This window comes from Actinoplanes sp. NPDC048796 (assembly GCF_040650035.1).
In the GTDB taxonomy this organism is placed as follows: Bacteria; Actinomycetota; Actinomycetes; order Mycobacteriales; family Micromonosporaceae; genus Actinoplanes.
Window position 1 is genome coordinate 559,958 of sequence record NZ_JBEZGO010000005.1, and the last position, 17,168, is coordinate 577,125.

The 17,168-nt window shown below is 71.2% G+C and carries 13 protein-coding genes; 5 read left to right on the forward strand and 8 right to left on the reverse strand.

The annotated features are described in order from the left end of the window. Positions 1-86: 86 nt before the first annotated feature. Positions 87-1,067 (forward strand): TerC/Alx family metal homeostasis membrane protein, encoded by a 981-nt coding sequence (locus AB0C26_RS24245; RefSeq protein ID WP_360251542.1) that lies wholly within the window; start codon positions 87-89, stop codon positions 1,065-1,067. On the opposite strand, the gene AB0C26_RS24250 is transcribed toward AB0C26_RS24245, so the two are convergent. After that, entirely contained in the window at positions 1,054-3,753 is a 2,700-nt protein-coding gene (locus tag AB0C26_RS24250; protein WP_360251545.1) for a glycoside hydrolase family 2 TIM barrel-domain containing protein, read from the reverse strand. The two genes, AB0C26_RS24245 and AB0C26_RS24250, sit on opposite strands and share 14 nt — an antisense overlap. A gap of 81 nt (positions 3,754-3,834) precedes the next feature. Here AB0C26_RS24250 and AB0C26_RS24255 point away from each other — a divergent pair, with 81 nt between their 5' ends. The 3 genes from AB0C26_RS24255 to AB0C26_RS24265 all read left to right on the forward strand — a co-directional run bounded on the left by AB0C26_RS24255 (position 3,835) and on the right by AB0C26_RS24265 (position 6,012). After that, positions 3,835-4,098 (forward strand): hypothetical protein, encoded by a 264-nt coding sequence (locus AB0C26_RS24255; RefSeq protein WP_360251548.1) that lies wholly within the window; start codon positions 3,835-3,837, stop codon positions 4,096-4,098. 85 nt (positions 4,099-4,183) lie between these two features. After that, a complete protein-coding gene (locus AB0C26_RS24260) occupies positions 4,184-5,458 on the forward strand; it encodes a hypothetical protein (protein WP_360251551.1) in 1,275 nt (424 codons plus the stop codon). Between the two features lie 164 nt (positions 5,459-5,622). Next, complete coding sequence (locus tag AB0C26_RS24265; protein WP_360251554.1) at positions 5,623-6,012, forward strand: helix-turn-helix domain-containing protein; 390 nt, start codon at positions 5,623-5,625, stop codon at positions 6,010-6,012. Here AB0C26_RS24265 and AB0C26_RS24270 read toward each other — a convergent pair. The 3 genes from AB0C26_RS24270 to AB0C26_RS24280 form a co-directional block, all read right to left on the reverse strand. Continuing rightward, complete coding sequence (locus AB0C26_RS24270) at positions 5,998-7,311, reverse strand: M1 family metallopeptidase (protein WP_360251557.1); 1,314 nt, start codon at positions 7,309-7,311, stop codon at positions 5,998-6,000. The genes AB0C26_RS24265 and AB0C26_RS24270 overlap by 15 nt on opposite strands. Next, a complete protein-coding gene (locus tag AB0C26_RS24275) occupies positions 7,308-11,174 on the reverse strand; it encodes a Pls/PosA family non-ribosomal peptide synthetase (RefSeq protein ID WP_360251560.1) in 3,867 nt (1,288 codons plus the stop codon). The genes AB0C26_RS24270 and AB0C26_RS24275 overlap by 4 nt, the downstream gene beginning before the upstream one ends. Positions 11,175-11,308: 134 nt before the next feature. Then, positions 11,309-12,136, reverse strand: a complete 828-nt coding sequence (locus tag AB0C26_RS24280; protein WP_360251563.1) for a phytanoyl-CoA dioxygenase family protein — start codon at positions 12,134-12,136, stop codon at positions 11,309-11,311. A gap of 145 nt (positions 12,137-12,281) precedes the next feature. On the opposite strand from AB0C26_RS24280, the gene AB0C26_RS24285 reads away from it, so the two are divergent. After that, positions 12,282-13,367, forward strand: a complete 1,086-nt coding sequence (locus AB0C26_RS24285; RefSeq protein WP_360251566.1) for a cellulose binding domain-containing protein — start codon at positions 12,282-12,284, stop codon at positions 13,365-13,367. A 43-nt stretch (positions 13,368-13,410) separates the two neighbouring features. Here the strand turns inward: AB0C26_RS24285 and AB0C26_RS24290 are convergent, their stop codons facing one another. The 4 genes from AB0C26_RS24290 to AB0C26_RS24305 all read right to left on the reverse strand — a co-directional run bounded on the left by AB0C26_RS24290 (position 13,411) and on the right by AB0C26_RS24305 (position 17,150). Further along, positions 13,411-14,928: an SPFH domain-containing protein gene (locus tag AB0C26_RS24290; protein WP_360251569.1), complete on the reverse strand. Its 1,518-nt coding sequence runs from the start codon at positions 14,926-14,928 to the stop codon at positions 13,411-13,413. Continuing rightward, on the reverse strand, positions 14,929-15,459 hold the full coding sequence (locus tag AB0C26_RS24295) for a hypothetical protein (RefSeq protein ID WP_360251572.1): 531 nt from the start codon (positions 15,457-15,459) through the stop codon (positions 14,929-14,931). It abuts the gene before it with no gap. 50 nt (positions 15,460-15,509) lie between these two features. Further along, positions 15,510-15,731: a hypothetical protein gene (locus tag AB0C26_RS24300; RefSeq protein ID WP_360251575.1), complete on the reverse strand. Its 222-nt coding sequence runs from the start codon at positions 15,729-15,731 to the stop codon at positions 15,510-15,512. A 99-nt stretch (positions 15,732-15,830) separates the two neighbouring features. After that, a complete protein-coding gene (locus AB0C26_RS24305) occupies positions 15,831-17,150 on the reverse strand; it encodes a radical SAM protein (protein WP_360251578.1) in 1,320 nt (439 codons plus the stop codon). Positions 17,151-17,168: the final 18 nt, after the last annotated feature.

Sequence of the window (17,168 nt, forward strand, 5' to 3'; positions counted from 1 at the left end):
CCGGTACGTCCCCGTACGCTCGCCCGCGATCCAGCGGGTGAGGGAGACCTCGGACGATGACGTATGTCCGAGGAGGCTCTTCCCCGATGCTCGAATCCGTTGCCTCTCCGCAGCTGTGGGCGATCAGCATCCTGGTGCTGGTCGCCCTGCTGGCGGCCGACTTCTGGGTCACCCGCAAGCCCCACGACGTGCCCATGCGCGAGGCGGTCGGCTGGTCGGTCTTCTACCTGACCCTGCCGGCCGTCTTCGGCCTGGTGCTGTGGTGGGCGTACGGGAGCCGCCCGGCCGTCGAGTTCTACACCGGGTTCGTGGTCGAGAAGTCCCTGTCGGTCGACAACCTCTTCGTCTTCATGCTGCTGCTGGGCGCCTTCGCGGTGCCACCGGCCCTGGCCCAGAGGGTTCTGCTGTACGGCATCGCGGGCGCCCTGGTCCTGCGGGGCGTCTTCATCGCGGCCGGCGCCGCCGTCCTTCAGGCCGGCACCTGGGCCTTCCTGCTGTTCGGCGCGGTGCTGCTGCTCACCGCGGTGAAGGTGATGCGGGACGCGGCCCGCGACGAGGAGCGCGCGATCGACATCGATCAGATGCGCAGCGTCCGGCTGATGCGCCGCTTCTTCCCGGTGACCAGGGACTACCGGGGCGCCAAGATGGTCGTCCGCGACGGCGGCCGCCGGGCCCTGACCCCGCTGGCCGTGGTCGTGGTCGCCGTCTTCATGACCGACATCGTGTTCGCGGTCGACTCGGTCCCGGCCGTGTACGGCGTCACCGAGGACCCGTACCTGGTCTTCGCGACGAACGCGTTCGCGCTGATGGGCCTGCGCGCCCTCTACTTCGTGCTGCGCAACGTGCTCGACAAGCTGCGCCACCTCGACTACGGCCTGGCGATCATCCTGGCCTTCATCGGCGTGAAGCTCGTCCTGCACTGGGCGCACGGCATCTGGCCGTCCCTGCCCGAGGTGCCGACGCTGGCCTCCCTCGGTTTCATCGCCCTGACCCTGCTCACCGTCACCCTGACCAGTCTGGCCGCGAACCGCCGCGACGCGGCCAAGGAGCTCGTCACACAGAAGTGATGGTGAAGCCCAGACGCGCCCGTGCGGCCCGGTACTCCGCCGAGGGCCGCACGGCCGGGCCGCAGCTGGCCGAGCCCAGGCCGGTCACGCCGGCCGCCAGGTGAACCCAGAGCAGGTCGCCCTCGGTCAGTTCGTGGGCGTGCCGCGCCTTCTCGAGCTGGGCGGTCGACCACGGGCGTACGGCCAGTTCGAACGGCTGGTCGCCCTCGATGGTCAGGTCACCCTCCGGATTCGACAGCGTCAGCCGGCTCACCGCCGACCGGTTGCCGTTCTCCTGCGGCACCACGTACGGGGTCTGGGCCTCCCGGACCGTCATGCCGTACCGCCCGTGCCGGACGGCGGCCCGCGAGTCGGGGTAGCTCTCCCCCGGGCCCAGGCCGAGCCATTCCAGCCACACCGAGCCCGGCTCGGGGGTCCGCAGGGCGAGCGCCACGCCCAGGCGCGGCAGGGGCAGCCGCCACTCGCCGCGCCGGTCGATGTCGACTTCGAGGCGCAGGGCGTCACCGGCCGCCGCCCAGCGGTACTCCACCTCGAAACCGCTGTCCAGCCCGGGCGAACCGTAGTGGACACGCCGGCGCCACCACTCGCCGTCCGGCCGTTCCTCCACGGTTCGTTCGACGAGCTGGTGCAGGCCCGCCGTACGCCATCGCTCCTCCAGCGAAGCGTGATCGTTGTCCGTCGGCGCCCGCCAGGCGTCCAGGGTGAGCGCCGCGATCGGGAACGGCCCCAGCGTCGCCGGCCGCGCCGGCGTGAGCGGTCCCGGGGCGACGGGTGACGCCGGGGCCGGCCGCTGCGCACAGGAGAGCGCGTTGCCCTCGACCGTCGCCGTGACGGTCAGCCCGGCGCCCGCGGCCAGCGGAAGGGGGACGCGCCGCCGGGACAGCGGGGCCACCGTGGGCACGTCGAGCACGCCCTCGTCGACGACCATGCCGTCGGTTTCCGTGGACCAGGCGAAGACCACCTTGCCGGTGCTGGTGAAGCTCCACCGGTTCTCGACCACGAGCTCGCCGCCGTCCAGCCGCAGGCGCACCGGCGCGATCACCGCCGCGAACTCGGCCAGGCCGGGCGACGGCGTCCGGTCCGGCCGCACGAGCCCGTCGATGACGAAGGAGCCGTCGTGCACGGTTTCGCCGAAGTCACCGCCGTACCGCCGCTCCGGCCCGAGGCCGTGGTCGATCCACTCCCAGACGAAGCCGCCGGCCAGCCGCGGGTGGGCGTCGATGACGGCCTCGTAGTCGGCCAGGCCGCCGGGCCCGTTGCCCATCGCGTGCCCGTACTCGCACATGATCATCGGAAGGCCGCGGCGGCGCCGGTCCCGGTCCGGGTCGGCCAGCGGCGGCTCCTCGCCCCGGCCGATCGCCGCCAGCTCGTCGTAGTCCACGTACATCCGGCTGTAGACGTCGACGCTCTCGCACTCGGCGTCCCCCTCGTAGTGAACCGGCCGGTCCGGGTCCCGCTCGGCGGTCCAGCGGGCGTTGGCGGCCAGGTTGCGGCCCCAGCCGGCCTCGTTGCCGAGCGACCAGATCACGACGCTCGGCGCGTTCTTGTCGCGCTCGACCATGCGCCGCATCCGGTCGAGGTAGACGCCGGCCCAGGCCGGGTCGTCCGACGGGTTGCCGCGCCAGCCGGCCAGCGAGAAGCCGTGCGTCTCGAGGTCGCACTCCTCGATCACGTAGAGGCCGTACCGGTCGCACAGTTCGAGGAAGTACGGGTCGGGCGGGTAGTGGCTCGTGCGTACGGCGTTGATGTGGTGCTGTTTCATCAGCGCGACGTCGCGCTCCATCACCTCGCGCGACACCGCCCGGCCGCACTCCGGGTCGAAGTCGTGCCGGTTGACGCCGCGGAACACCAGCGGCGCGCCGTTGAGCAGCAGGCGGCCGTCCTCGACGCCGACGGTCCGGAATCCGACGTCGAGCGATACGGTCTCGGCGTCGGTGCTCACGAGCAGCTGGTAGAGCCGCGGGCTCTCGGCCGACCAGGGCTGGACCTCGTTCAGCGGCGAGGACAGCTCCCACCGGACCGGCCGGCTGCTCGTCGCCTCGACCGTCAACGTGCCGGTGCCTTCGACGTGGTCGTAGCCGGCCACCACCCGTACGTCGTCGATTCCGCCCTCCGGCCGATGCAGCAGCGCGACCGACCGGAAGATGCCGGACAGCCACCACTGGTCCTGGTCCTCGACGTAGCTGCCGAAACTCCACTGGTGCACCCGGACCGCGAGAACGTCGTCGCCGCCGGTCAGCGCGCCGGTCACGTCGAACTCGACGGTCAGCCGGCTGCCGGACGAGGTCCCGACGGAGACGCCGTTCACCCACACCTCGAACCACGAGTCGACGCCGTCGAAACGCAGCAGGACCCGGCCGCCGTCCCAGTCCTGCGGCCGGCGCACGATCCGCCGGTACTCGCCGGTCGGGTTCGCCTCCGGCACCCGCGGCGGGTCGATCGGGAAGGGAAAACGCACATTGGTGTACGCCGGTGCGCCGTACCCGTAGAGCTGCCAGTGCCCGGGAACGGGGATCTCGTCCCAGTCCACACCCGGATCGCCCGGCTGCCGCCCGGTGTCCGCCGTCGGCGACCAGGCAAAACGCCACAGCCCGTCCAGCGACTCGACGCCCGCGTCGGTCGCGAGCCGCGCCCGCGCCGGCACCGCGCCGGTGGGCGGCGACACGATCTCGTATGCGGCGGTCATCGCAGCCTCACCGGTCCCCCCGAGGTCAGATCCACCATCGTAAGTACGCCGTCCACCGCGACGGTAACCGTGGGCCAGGGCTTGGCCGGCCGCTTGCTGACCGAGCTGACCGCCTACGCCACCGCCTGCGCCATGGACTTCATCCTCCTCTTCGCCGACGACGACACCCTCTACACCCGCCACGGCTTCACCCGAGTGGCCAACCCCCTGAGCTGGGTGAAAATCAACGACCACCAGGTGATCGGCCTGGCCCGCTCAGTGACCCCCCACGAGCTGATGGCCCGCCCCGTGACCACCGCCACCTGGCCACCCGGCGAGATAGACCTGCTCGGCCACGTCTTCTGACCGCCGCCCTCACTCGCACGGCCTCACCTGTCAGATCGAGGGCCGGCTATCGAGGATCACCGATCCGGCGTGTCATGGTGAACGGATGTGGAAGTGGCCTTCGCGGCGCCCTCGTGAGGCGCCGGCGCAGACGCCGGCGCCGCAGTTCCAGGGCGCGGTGTTACTCGACAACACGACCGTCTTCGGGGCACGGCGTGCGCTCGAGTGGGAGCCCGCCCTGTCGCGCACGCTGCCACCCGGAGTGGATCTCCGGTCGCTCATGGACGTCCTCGAGATGATCGTTCTCGCCAACGACCTGCTCGTCGACTCGGCCAGCCGGGTGGAGCACGCCTGGCCCGATCTGGAGCGGGCCAGTGACAACAGCTCGTCGTTCTACCTCGACACGGAACTCTCGGCCGTCGGCGAGGTGGCCATCGTGGACGAGCTCTTCGATCTCAGCATCCAGCAGGCCAGTCATCTCGTCGCCTCGGGGGAACTGCGGACCCAGCTCGGCTTCCTGCCTTCGCTGCGCGAGGTCGAGGTACTGCCGGACATCTATCGGGACCACGAGGACTTCGTCGACAAGACGATGTCGTCGGTCTACCACATCGCCAGCCCCAGCATGGTCGACGCCCGGCCGGCCGACTCGGCCACGCTCGCCGGGCTGCGGCAGCGGCTCGACGACTTCGTGGACGGACTCGACATCCTGACGCCCGAGCTGCGGAACTTCGCCCTCTTCACCTTCCGCGGCTTCTACTACCAACAGCTCGCGCACCTGCTGAGCTTGTCGTACGTGCCGCACGCGTGGCGGTCGGGGGCCATCGCGTCGCAGCTCACCGAGCCGGTGGACCGGTTCCGGCGGATGGCGCTCGGCGTCGGGGAGCAACTGCGCAAGGAGGTGCGGGATTCGATAAACGCCGAGTTCACCGCGCCGGCTCTGCGGGCCGAGTTCCCGCTCATCGCCTCGTATGTCATCGGGCAGGCGACGAGCCGTGGCGACCTGCTGCGCACGGCTATCGACATCCGCGACACGGCCAAGGCCGCCCGGTTCCGCGGCTGGATTCTCGACATCGAGACCCGGATCCGCGATGAACACGACCTCGGCCGGATCAAGCAGGCGCAGGACGAGCTGACCGATCTCGTCCAGGAACTGAGGGCGGACTTCGGCCTGGCCGAACGCGCCGGTCAGGAGATCAAGATCCGCCTCGGGCTGCCGACGCCGGTGACCCCGTCGGTGGAGAGCGCGTTCCGGGTGCACCGGCCGTACTGGGTGGAACGGGTTCTGCGGCGCCGCACCCACCTCGTCTTCCTGCGCGAGCTGGCACGGGAGTCGGTGAGCCTGCCCCCGTTCATCAAGCGGTACGAGGCACTGCCCAGCTGACTCCCGGCGCCCGCATCGAGGTGGTCAGTCGCACGTGGTCCGCACGGCGAGGCCGCCCGAGCTGTTCCAGAACACGGTGAAATCCACGCGCCGGGTCTGTGCCGGACAGCGCGAACATCTAGCTGTACCTAGGTACGATAAGCGCATGGCAGAGGGACCTGTGCGTGTCACCCAGCCTGCTCGTGGTCCGCGACGCCATGGACGGGGCGCACTCATTCACCGAGTTCCAGCGGCGGACCGGCATCGCCCGCAACATCCTCACCGACCGGCTCCGCCGGCTTACCGCTCACGGCATCCTCGCGCAGCGGACCGCGCCCTCGGGCCGCCGTCAGGAATACGTGCTCACCGACGCCGGGCGTGACCTGTTCACCGTCATCGTCGGCCTGCGCCAGTGGGGTGAGCGTCACGCGTTCAAGCCCGGCGAGACGCACTCCGTCCTGCTCGACAGCGACGACCGCCCCCTGGCCGACCTCATCCCCACCAGCACGGATGGCACACCGCTCGACGCGGGCACCACCCACGTGCGGAAGGTCCGGGATTCAGCGGGTGGGTAGCGGGGGCAGGGCCCGCTGGTCGAGCCAGGCCGTGAAGAGCGGGCCCAGCGGCTCGGTGGTGAAGCGCTGGGCGTGGGAGCGGAACTGCGCCGTCGTCACCGTGGCGTGGTGGTGTTCGGCGACCCAGGAGCGCAGCAGCGCGAAGAATGCCGCGTCACCCACCCGCAGGCGGAGGGCGTGCAACGTCAGGGCGCCCCGCTTGTAGACGATCGGGTCGAACATGCGGGCCACCCCGGGGTCCGAGACCACGACGTCGAACGGGCGGGCCGCCAGCGTGGCGTGCCACTGGGCGGCCAGGGCCTCGATCGACGGGCCGCCCGACACGTCGGACCACAGCCACTCGGCGTACGTCGCGAAGCCCTCGTTCAGCCAGATGTGCTTCCAGTCGGCGACTGTCAGGCTGTTGCCGAACCACTGGTGGGCCAGCTCGTGGGCGACCAGCCGCTCGTACGTGCGCCGGCCGTCGACGTGGTTGCGGCCGAAGACCGCCATGCCCTGGGCCTCGATCGGGTCGTCCAGGTCGTCGTCGGCCACCACCACGACGTACTCGCGGAAGGGGTAGGGGCCGAACATGTCGGTGAGCACGTTCATGATCTCGCCGTGCCGGCCGAAGTCGTGGCGGAACACGGTGCGCAGGCGGGGTGGGATCGCCGCCCGCTGCACCACGTCGCCCGAGGCCATCTCGAGCAGCTCGTAGCGGCCCACCTGCACGCTCATCAGGTACGGCGCGGTGGGCTCGTTGCGTTCGTACACCCACGTGGTGTTGCCCGCGCCGCGGCGGCGGGAGACCAGGTCACCGGTCGCCACGACCGTGTACGGGGTCGGCGCGGTCAGCGTGACCAGGAAGGTGGCCTTCTCGAGGCGGTCGTTGCACGGGAACCAGGACGGCGCCCCGTTCGGCTGGCTGGCCACCAGGGCGCCGTCGGTCAGCTCGTCCCACCCGATGTCGCCCCAGCGCCCCGAGATCGGGACGGGCGAACCCGCGTACCTGACCTCGATTTTGAAAATGACGCCATAGCTGATTGATTTGTCGGGTTTGATCCGGATTTTTCCGGAGCGATGGGTCCACGCAACCCGATGACCGTCGACCCGGACGTCCTGGACCCGGAAGACGCCCAGGTCCAGGCTGAACCGGGAAAGCGGCTGCACGGCCTGCGCCGTGATCGTCGCCTTCCCGGCGAGCCGGTTCGAGACGACCCGGTAGTCGAGCTCCAGGTCGTAGTGGAGCACCCGGTACCCGCCGTTGCCGTGCGTGGGCAGGTACGAGTCGGTGGAACGGTCGGCCCCCGCAGGCGTCATTGCCAGGTCGCGATCGGGTTGCCCAGCCACCGGCTGTCGTCGGGCACGGCGTCGCCGCGGGTGACCAGCGAACCGGGGCCGACAGTGGTGCGGGCGCCGATGCTCGCGCCGGGCAGCACGATGCCGTGCGGGCCGAGTGTGGCGCCCGCGTCCAGAGTGACCTCGTCCATGGCCATGATCCGATCATGGAACAGGTGGGTCTGCACGACGCACCCCCGGTTGACCGTCGCGCCCTCGCCCAGGCGCACCAGGTCGTACTCCGGAAGCCAATAGGTCTCGAGCCACGCACCCCGGCCGATCGTGGCGCCGAGGGTGCGCAGCCAGATGTTGAGCAGTGGGGTGCCGGCCGCGAAGCGGAACAGCCAGGGCGCGGCCAGGACCTCGACGAACGTGTCGGCCAGCTCGTTGCGCCAGACGAACGACGTCCACAGCGCGTGCTCGGTGACCTTGAACCGGCCGACCAGCAGCCACTTGGCCAGGGTGGCGGTCAGCGCGGCCACGATCACCGCGCCGAACAGCACCGGACCGGCGAGAGCCGCCGTCACCCAGCCGTTCGTGGCGCGCCAGATCTGGTCGAGACCGGCCAGCACCAGCACGGCCAGCACGCCGGCCAGCATCACCGGGATGATCCGGCACAGCTCGATGGCCGCGCGGGCGATCTTCAAACGGAGGGGCGGCGCGTACGTACGGCTGGCGTCGCCCGACTCGACGGTCCGGCGCAGCGGCATCGGCGGGGCGCCGAGCCACGACGAGCCCTTCTTCGCCTTGCGCGGGGCCGACGACAACACACCGACGAGACCGCGTTTGGGTACGGACCGTCCCGGCAACGCCATGCCCGAGTTGCCGAGGAACGCCTGCTTGCCGATGCGGGCCGGCGCGACGCGCAGCCAGCCGTGGCTCAGCTCGTAGGTGGCCACCATCGTGTCGTCGGCCAGGAACGCGCCGTCCTCGACGGTCGTCATCTTCGGCAGCGCCAGCACCGTGGACAGCTCCGCGTTGCGGCCGATCTTGGCGCCGAGCAGCCGCAGCCACACCGGCGTGAACAGGCTGGCGTAGATCGGGAAGAGCGCGATCCGGGCCATGCCCATCAGCCGCTCGGTGGTCCACACCTGCCAGGCCACCCGGCCCCGCACCGGGTGATACCCCTCCCGGATCCCCACGCTGAGAAGCCGGACGGTCACGAGCACGAGGACGGCGTACGTCAGGAAGTACGCGACAGCCGCGACCGGGGCCATCAGCAGGGCCGCGCCGAGGTCGAACCCGTCCCTCACCGTCCAGCCGAGCAGCGCGAGCGCCGGCAGCACGGCGACCACCGGGAGCAGGCCCAGCAGCTGAGCGGTCACGCTGTACACGCCCACCCACAGCCGCGAGCGGCGCGGGGGACGCTGCGACGGCCAGGCCGCCCCGTCCTTGGCCGGCGCCGGCGCGGCCGGCGATCCCGACCACCGCTTGTTCGCGGGCACCGCACCGGTCACCGTCGAGCCGGCGTCGATGTGCGCGCCCTTGCCGATCCGGGCGCCGGGCATCAGCGTGCTGCGGCCGCCGACGCGAGCGCCGGCGCCGATGCGGACCTTCCCGACCCGTACGACATCGCCGTCGACCCAATAGCCCGACAGGTCGACCTCGGGTTCCACGGCCGCGCCCCGGCCCAGCTTGAGCAGGCCGGTCACCGGCGGCGCCGAGTGCAGGTCGACGTCGCGCCCGATCTGGTTGCCGAGCGCCTTGGCGTATGTGATCATCCAGCCGGCGCCGGCGACACCGGTCGCGCCGGTGAGCTCGGCCAGCCGCTCGGCCGCCCACAGCCGCAGGTGGACGCCGCCACCGCGCGGGTACGTGCCCTTGCCGACGCCGCGCAGCAGCAGCCGCGCCCCGCCGGCCGCGATGGCGATGCGCCCGGCCGGGCTGAACAGGACCAGCCAGCCGGCCGCGATCCACCACCAGTGGATCGACGGGCCCCACGGGGTCAGCGCGAGCAGGGTGGCCGCGATGGTGAGCCACCGCAGGCCGACCAGGGCCAGCATCGGGATCATGAGCAGCGCCTGGAACAGCCCGGTCCGGCGCGGCGCCGGCTTGATGTCGCGGCGCACGGTCTGGGTGGCGACCAGCGCGTCGAGCACCGCCGCCATCTCGGACAGCCGCGGGTTCTGGTAGACGTCGGCCACCGCGATCCGCGGGTGCTTGAGCCGGATCCAGGCCACCAGCTGGGCCGCGCCGAGGCTGCTGCCGCCGCTGCTGAAGAAGTCGGCGCCGGACTCGGACGGCCGCAGGCCCAGGATCTGCTCCCAGCCGTCGGCCAGCCACGCCTCGGTCGGGGTGAGTTCCGCGCCGTCGGCCGCGGCGCCGGCCAGGGGCCACGGCAGGGCCGCCCGGTCGACCTTTCCGGAGGTACGGGTCGGAAGCGTGTCCACCTCGGCCAGCAGCGGCACGAGAGCGGCCGGCAGCTGCTCGCGGATGCGGGCGGTGGCGGCGGCGAGATCGAATTCCTCACGCGGCACCACGTAGCCGACCAGCAGCTGGTTGCCGGCGGCGGTCTTCTTGATGGCGGCGGCCGCGCCGGCCACGCCGGGCAGCGCCTGCAGCGCCGCGTCGACCTCGCCCAGTTCGATCCGGCGGCCACCGAGCTTGACCTGCTCGTCACCGCGGCCCAGGAAGATCAGGCCCTCGGGTTCGGCCCGCACGATGTCACCGCTGCGGTAGGCCCGCGACCAGCCCAGCGACAGCAGCGGCGCGAACTTCTCGGCGTCCTTGGCCTCGTCGAGGTAGCGGGCCAGGCCGACACCGCCGATGACCAGCTCGCCGGTCTCGCCCATCTCGACCGGCTGCCCGGACGCGTCGACCACGGCCAGCTCCCAGCCGTCGAGCGGCAGCCCGATGCGCACGGGTCCCTCGCCGGTCAGCGGGGCCGCGCAGGCCACGACGGTCGCCTCGGTCGGCCCGTACGTGTTCCAGACCTCGCGCCCCTCGACGGCCAGCCGCTCGGCCAGCTCGGGCGGGCACGCCTCGCCGCCGAAGATCAGCAGGCGGACCTCGTCGAGCGCCTCGGCCGGCCAGAGCGCGGCCAGCGTGGGCACTGTCGAGACGACGGTGATGCGCTGCTCGGCCAGCCACGGGCCGAGGTCGACGCCGCTGCGCACGAGCGAGCGGGCGGCCGGCACCAGGCAGGCGCCGTGCCGCCAGGCGAGCCACATCTCCTCGCAGGAGGCGTCGAAGGCCACCGACAGCCCGGCCAGGACGCGGTCGTGCGGCCCGATCGCTTCGGCGTCATCGCCGGCCAGGAACAGCCGCGCCTCGGCGTCGACGAACGCGGCGGCCGAGGCGTGCGAGACGGCGACGCCTTTCGGCGTGCCGGTGGAGCCGGAGGTGAAGATGATCCAGGCGTCGTCGTTCGGCCCGGGCCGTCGGGCGACGGCTTGCTGGGGGGTACGGCGCATGGACACGCTCAGCCCGTCGCCGAGCACCGCCGCCACTCCCGCCTCGGCCCAGACCAGCTCGGCCCGCTCGTCCGGGTCGTCGGCGTCGACCGGCACGTAGGCCGCGCCCGCGGCCAGCACGCCGAGAATGGCGAGGTAGAGCTCCGCCGTACCGGAGGAGACCCGGATGCCGACCCGGTCGCCGACCCCGATTCCGTGCCCCTCGAGGTCGATCCGCACCGCCTCGACCAGCTCGGCCAGCTCACGGTAGGTGAGCACCGATCCGCCGGCGTCGATCGCGTCGGCCCCGCCGTGTGCCTGCACTGTCGCGTCGAAGATGTCGAGCAGCGTGCGCCGCACCGGGGTGGAGCGGGAGTGGAACAGCGCCGGGGCCTCCGGCGCGAATGCGATCTCGGGAAGGTCGATCAGACGCGGGTCGGTCGTCACTGTCACCGGGCGTGTGCTCCATCTCCACCACAACGGGCTTTGTCGGCCAGGCGCACGACGCTGAACCGCCCGGGGCAGCGTTCAACGTTACAGGCGGGAAACGGGAAGTGACGGCTATGTGTCCAAGGTGACAGGCGGGCTCAGGCCTCCCCCATGACCAGCCCTTCGATCGTGTGCTTCTGCGTGATGGGCGTCAGCCGGTCGACGATCGGGCAGCTCAGATGCCGTCGTACGGCCTCGGGCAGTCCCTCCCAGTACGCCTTCGTGACCGCCAGATCGTGCTTGTCGCCGTTCGTCGCGTCCGGCGCGTCGACGCCCAGCACGAGCACCGGCCGCGACAGCTGCGAGTGGTTCTTGGTGCCCCGGTGGATGGTCAGCGCCGACCGGGCCGAGATGTCGCCCCGCTGCGGATATTTGCGTACGGCCCGCTCGTTGTAGCGCTCGTAGTGCGACTTGGGCGGGAACATGCCGTGGCCGAAGTCGGGCTCGTCGTCGAACTGAGTACCGGGCGCGATCTCGAACGGCCCCATCTCCTCGGTGGTGTCCACGGCGGTGAGGTTGAAGGCGAGCGAGTCGAGCCGGCCCGCACGGCGGGTCACCTCGGGCATCGGGAAGTCGCGGTGCCACGGCTGGTTGACCGCGCCCGGGAACGGGATGTCGAAGCCCAGCTCCACGATCCGGTAGTCCGGCCCGAGCACGGCCGTGGCGACGGCGTCGACCCACGGGTGGCTGACCAGCTCCACGAAGCCGCGCAGCTGCTCGGGGTGGATCTCCACGTACCAGCGTCTGGGTCCGCGGCCGACCGCGCCTCCCTCGCGCGACCGGGCCTCGGCGAACGCCGTCTCGATGTCCTCGCGCATGGCGTCGGCCCAGGTCGTGCTGAACGCGCCTTTCAGCGCCGTGATGCCCTCGTCGTAGATGGCGGCCCGGGCCCGCTCGCCCGCCGTCGCATCGATGGAAGTCGTCATACCTATGACCTACAACGCCGTTTCCAACGTTGCAAGTCGACGGGAGCGCTCCCAAGGGCCTACCATGCCGTCAACCCATCGATAACTGTCGAAGTAATCGCCGCCACCGGTCGAAGCGCTTCGACGATGTGTGGATTGGATCGACATGCGGAAACGCACCCTCGCGCTCTCCCTGGCGGCGGCCACCGCGATCACCGCGGCGGTCGCCCTCCCCGCCTCGGCGGCGGCCGGATGCCGGGTCGGTTACACCGTCAGCAGCCAGTGGCCCGGCGGCTTCGGCGCCACCGTCACCATCACCAACCTGGGCGACCCGATCACCTCGTGGTCGCTCGTGTGGTCGTACGCCAACGGCCAGACCGTCACCCAGGCCTGGAACACCGCCCTGACCCAGTCGGGCGCGCAGGTCACCGCGCGCAACGCCGGCTACAACGGCGGCGTCGGCACCAACGGGACCGTCTCGTTCGGCTTCAACGGCTCGTCGACCGGCACCAACACGGCCCCGACGGCGTTCACCCTCAACGGCACGGCCTGCACCGGCTCGGTGCCCCCGACCACGCCGACCACGCCCACCACGCCCGGTGGCGTCCCCTCGGACGCGGCCTGGGTCGACTCGGGCCAGTGGGCGTCGTGGACCAACAACGGCTACACGCTCTACAACAACATCTGGGGTTCCGGCGCCGGCACCCAGACGATCTGGGCCCGCGGCGGCACGAACTGGGGCGTGCTGGCCAACCACCCGCGCACCAGCGGCGTCAAGTCGTACCCGAACACCGGCAAGACCCTGAACCGGAGGCTGAGCTCGCTGTCCTCGGTGACCAGCTCGTTCAACGTGAGCGTGCCGGCCGACGGCGACTACACCACGGCGTACGACATCTGGGCCGACAACCACGCCTACGAGGTCATGCTCTGGACCAACCAGCACGGCGCGGTAGGCCCGATCGCCGAGTCGTACGACGCCAACGGCGCCGTCCCCACGGTCCGCAACCTGACGGTCGGGGGCCACACCTGGAACGTCTACCGCGGCTCGAACGGCGCCAACGCCGTCTACTCGTTCGTGCGCACCAACACCGACGCGGCCACCATCGACATCCTCGCCATCATGAACTGGCTGCGCACCAACAACTGGTGGGGCGACGTGACGGTCGGCGAACTCCAGTTCGGCTTCGAACTGACCGGCACCGCCGGCCAGTCCGCGTTCACCACCAACAGCTTCTCGCTGAACTACAGCTGAGACCGTCCGGTGAGGGGGCCGCGCGCGGCCCCCTCACCGAAGGTCAGCGGTCGGCTTCCAGTTCGGCCGGTTTGCCGTTGGCGGCCGGGGCGGCGCCGTGCGTGGCGCCGAGCTTGCTGAGCAGGCCGGCCAGGTCGATGCCGGTCAGGTCGGTGCCGAGCTGGAGGCCCTGGGCCACGTTGTTGGCCACCGACTTGGTCAGCGAGGACGCGCCGTCGGTGGAGATGACGGTCATCTTGTCGATCGAGCCCATCGGGGCCGCGGCTGCCTCGACGACCTGCGGCAGGACGCGGACGAGCAGGTCCAGGACGGCCGCTTCGCCGTACGCCGCGAACGCCTCGGCCTTCTTGGCCATGGCCTCCGCCTCGGCGCCACCCTTGGCCAGGATCGCCGCCGCCTCGGCGGCACCCTCGCGCTCGACGGCCTCGGCGATCGCGGAGCGCCGGCGCTGTTCCGCCTCACCCTCCTTGGCGCCCTCGATCGCGTTCGCCTCGGCCAGCGCCGCCCGGCGGGCCCGCTCGCCCTCACCGGTCAGGCGAGCCTGCTCGGCCGAGGCCTGCGCGGCCGCGATGACGGACTGCCGCTGCGCGTCGGCGTGCAGCACGGCTGCGGCCCGGTTGGCCTCGGCCTCCTGCTCGACCTTGTACCGCTGGGCGTCGGCCGGCTTGCGGACCTCGGTGTCGAGCTGGCGCTGCTTGAGCTCGGCGTTGCGCTCGGCCACCTTCTGCTGCTCGGCCAGAACCGCCTGGTCGCGCTCGGCCTGGGCCAGCGGGCCGGCCGCGGCCGACTTGGCCTTGGCCGCGTCGATCTCGGCCTGGATGCCGGCCTGCTTGAGCGACAGGTTGCGCTGCGCCTCGGCGATGGCCTCCTCGGCCAGCAGACGCTCCTGCTCGGCCTGCTGGCGGGCGCGGGCCTCGGCGATGGCGGCGTCCTTGAGCACGCGGGCTGCCTCGGGACGGCCCAGGTCCTGCAGGTACGAGCCCTCGGCCAGGATGTCCTGGAGCTGGAAGGTGTCGAGCACCAGACCCTGGTTGGTCATCGAGTGCTCGGCCTCCTCGGCCACCGCGCTGGCGAACGCGGCCCGGTCGCGGATGATCTCCTCGACCGTGAGCCGGCCGACGATCGAGCGCAGCGCGCCCGCGAGCACCTCGCGGGTGAACTCCTCGATCTCGGCCTGCTGGTGCAGGAAGCGCTGCGCGGCGGCCCGGATCGCGCCTTCGTTGCCGCCCACCTTGACGATCGCCACGCCGTGCAGGTCGGCCCGGATGCCCTGCTTGGAGACGGCGCCCTTGATGCCGACGTCGATGCGGCGGCTGGACAGGTCGAGCGACTGGAGCTTCTGCACGACCGGCAGGACGAACACCGAGGCGCCCATGACGACCTTCTGCCCGGACAGGTCGGTGGTGTTGGTGCCGTCGGCGGACTGGGTCACGCGGCCCTTGCGGCCGGTGATGATGAACGCCTCGTTCGGGCCGGCCACCTTGATTCGCGACAGCACGAACAGGACCACGAGAATGATGAGCAGCACGGCACCGCCGACGGCGATGAGCAGAGGTGACATCTAGGCCTTTCCAGGGGTGTGAGGGTCGATCTGCAGGGTCTGTTCCACGACGACGCTGGTGTCCGAGGGCGCCTCGACCACGAAGACCTGGGCGCCGGCCGGGATCGGGTGCTCGGCCCGGGCGTACAGCTTGACGGGTTGCCCGCCCAGCAGGACCCGCACCTCGCCGTACCCGGTACCGCTGGGCACGGCCGTGACTATGACGCCGAGCGCGCCCACCAGGTCCTGCCGGCGCGGTGTGGCGTCGGTCGGCATGGTGCGGGCGGCGCGGCCGAGGCGCAGGGCCAGCCAGGCGGTGGGCACGGCGGCGGCGAGACCGGCGACCGGGGCCAGTACGGCGCGGCCGGACAGCTCCGCCGTGATCGCGCTGGCGAACCCGAACGCGCCGACGAAACCGGCGACGACCTCGAGCGACACCGGCCCGTCGCCGACGTGCAGAATGCTGAGCAGTTCACCGCCGAGCAGGGAAAGCGCCAGCACGACGACGCCGACCGCACCGATCGCGAGATAGATCGCCGTGGCCGTCTCCATGTGCCGCCTCCCCCACCGAACGCCTGGTCAGGGTAGTGCAACGGCGCCACTCACGGACGGGCGCCTCCGTCGATCCAGCGGCGCAGCAGCAGCGTGTTCTCCTCGGGCCAGGCGCCGTCGCACGGCATGCTGCCGCGGGCCACCACCTGGAAGATGCTCTCCGCGTGCTCCCGCACGTCCTCGGCCGACCACAGGTCGAACATGAAGAGCATCGAGTTGCGGTCCTTCTCCCGGAACAAAGGCCGGATGTCGGTGGCGAAAGTGGGTTCCATGCCTGCTAGGACCGCATGGCCGAGCCGATCGTGACAGCCTCGGCCCCGTCCCGGCCGGTTAGGAGATCGGGGGCCGGCTCGACGCCGGCCCCCGGTTCCTCACTCCTCGATCGGGGTCTCGGCCGGCAGGGTGTCCATGAAGGAGCTGACCGAGAAGACCGCGTTGCCGGCGCCGGGCGGGCCGTAGCCGGGTGGGCTGGACAGGCCGTTGGACTCCATGGTGGCGCGGTAGGCCTCGAGCAGCCGGATGTGGTACTCCAGCGGGGCGCCCTGCGGATTCGTCCGGCCCAGGGGGGTCGTGGGTTCCGGGCACCACGTGGTGAAGCGCGGGGTGATGCCGCGCGACATGAAGTACTGCAGGCCCTCGGTGGTCGACTCGATCGCCTCGTCGACGCTGCGGAAGCCGTACGGCTCGGCCATCTCGACGCCGGCCACGAAGTTCGGGATGACGTTGCGCGGCCCGAACACCTCGGCCGACTCGAGGATGCGGCGGTGCCACTCGGCGCGGCCCACGTAGCGCTCCTTGCCGGGACAGTAGAGCTCGAACAGCCGCTTGTCCCACACCTCGAAGTTGGGGTGGTAGATCTGGATGCCGTAGTCCTTGAACCGCTGCACGTCCTCCCGCGGCAGCGCCTGGGCCACGACCTTGCCGATCCAGCGCCCGGGGAACCGGTCCTCGATCGCCTCGGCGTACCGGCCGTAGAAGTCGGCCTCCTCGAGCCCGTCGACCTTCGAGGTGACGCTGCCACCGGTGAGGGTGTACGCGTGCGAGGTCTTCGCCGTGTCGTACTTGTCGATGATCTCGAGGGCCTCAAGGACCTCTTCGACCGGCTTGACACCGGTGTACGGGCGTCCGGCCGCCTTGTGCTGGCGCCAGTTGTGGTTGATGTCGCAGTACTGGCACTCCTCCTTGGCGCCGAAGTACTGGCAGACGCGGAAGACGGTCAGGTAGACGAGGTAGCCCCACTGGATCGTCGGCGCCACCTCCATGACCTGCTTGCCGTTGGCCAGCGTGTGCCGGTAGTAGTCCGGCATGGGCGGCACACCGACGTCGGCGATCGGCTTGCCGTCGAGGAACAGCTGGAGCTTCCCGTCCTCGCCGGCCTGCACCTTGTACGGCGAATCGGGATTGGTGCGGACCGAGACAACGGTGCGGCGAAGCCCGTACGGCCCGCCGGTCAGCACGATCTCCTCGGGCGGCCGCCGCAGGGCCGCGGTGCCGAGTTCCGGCAGCGTCCGGTGGTCGAACGAGAAGATGAAGTACGACTTCGGCTTGACGTCGCCGCCCTCGTTGTCGGTCAGCGCGGAGTCGTCGAAGGCCAGCCCGCCACGCAGCAGGTCCTCCTTGATGACCGCTTCGCGCGGGATGTGCGGGAAACGGCCCATCAGATCTTCGACGAGATCCGTCCGTGACGACATGCGCCCTCCTGCCATTGC

What these genes read in the sequence shown, in the direction of transcription:
- AB0C26_RS24245 (WP_360251542.1), top strand. Translation starts at nt 87, where the DNA reads ATGCTCGAATCCGTTGCCTCTCCGCAGCTGTGGGCGATCAGCATCCTG.
- AB0C26_RS24250 (WP_360251545.1), bottom strand. Translation starts at nt 3,753, where the DNA reads ATGACCGCCGCATACGAGATCGTGTCGCCGCCCACCGGCGCGGTGCCG.
- AB0C26_RS24260 (WP_360251551.1), top strand. Translation starts at nt 4,184, where the DNA reads ATGTGGAAGTGGCCTTCGCGGCGCCCTCGTGAGGCGCCGGCGCAGACG.
- AB0C26_RS24270 (WP_360251557.1), bottom strand. Translation starts at nt 7,311, where the DNA reads ATGACGCCTGCGGGGGCCGACCGTTCCACCGACTCGTACCTGCCCACG.
- AB0C26_RS24280 (WP_360251563.1), bottom strand. Translation starts at nt 12,136, where the DNA reads ATGACGACTTCCATCGATGCGACGGCGGGCGAGCGGGCCCGGGCCGCC.
- AB0C26_RS24285 (WP_360251566.1), top strand. Translation starts at nt 12,282, where the DNA reads ATGCGGAAACGCACCCTCGCGCTCTCCCTGGCGGCGGCCACCGCGATC.
- AB0C26_RS24290 (WP_360251569.1), bottom strand. Translation starts at nt 14,928, where the DNA reads ATGTCACCTCTGCTCATCGCCGTCGGCGGTGCCGTGCTGCTCATCATT.
- AB0C26_RS24295 (WP_360251572.1), bottom strand. Translation starts at nt 15,459, where the DNA reads ATGGAGACGGCCACGGCGATCTATCTCGCGATCGGTGCGGTCGGCGTC.
- AB0C26_RS24300 (WP_360251575.1), bottom strand. Translation starts at nt 15,731, where the DNA reads ATGGAACCCACTTTCGCCACCGACATCCGGCCTTTGTTCCGGGAGAAG.
- AB0C26_RS24305 (WP_360251578.1), bottom strand. Translation starts at nt 17,150, where the DNA reads ATGTCGTCACGGACGGATCTCGTCGAAGATCTGATGGGCCGTTTCCCG.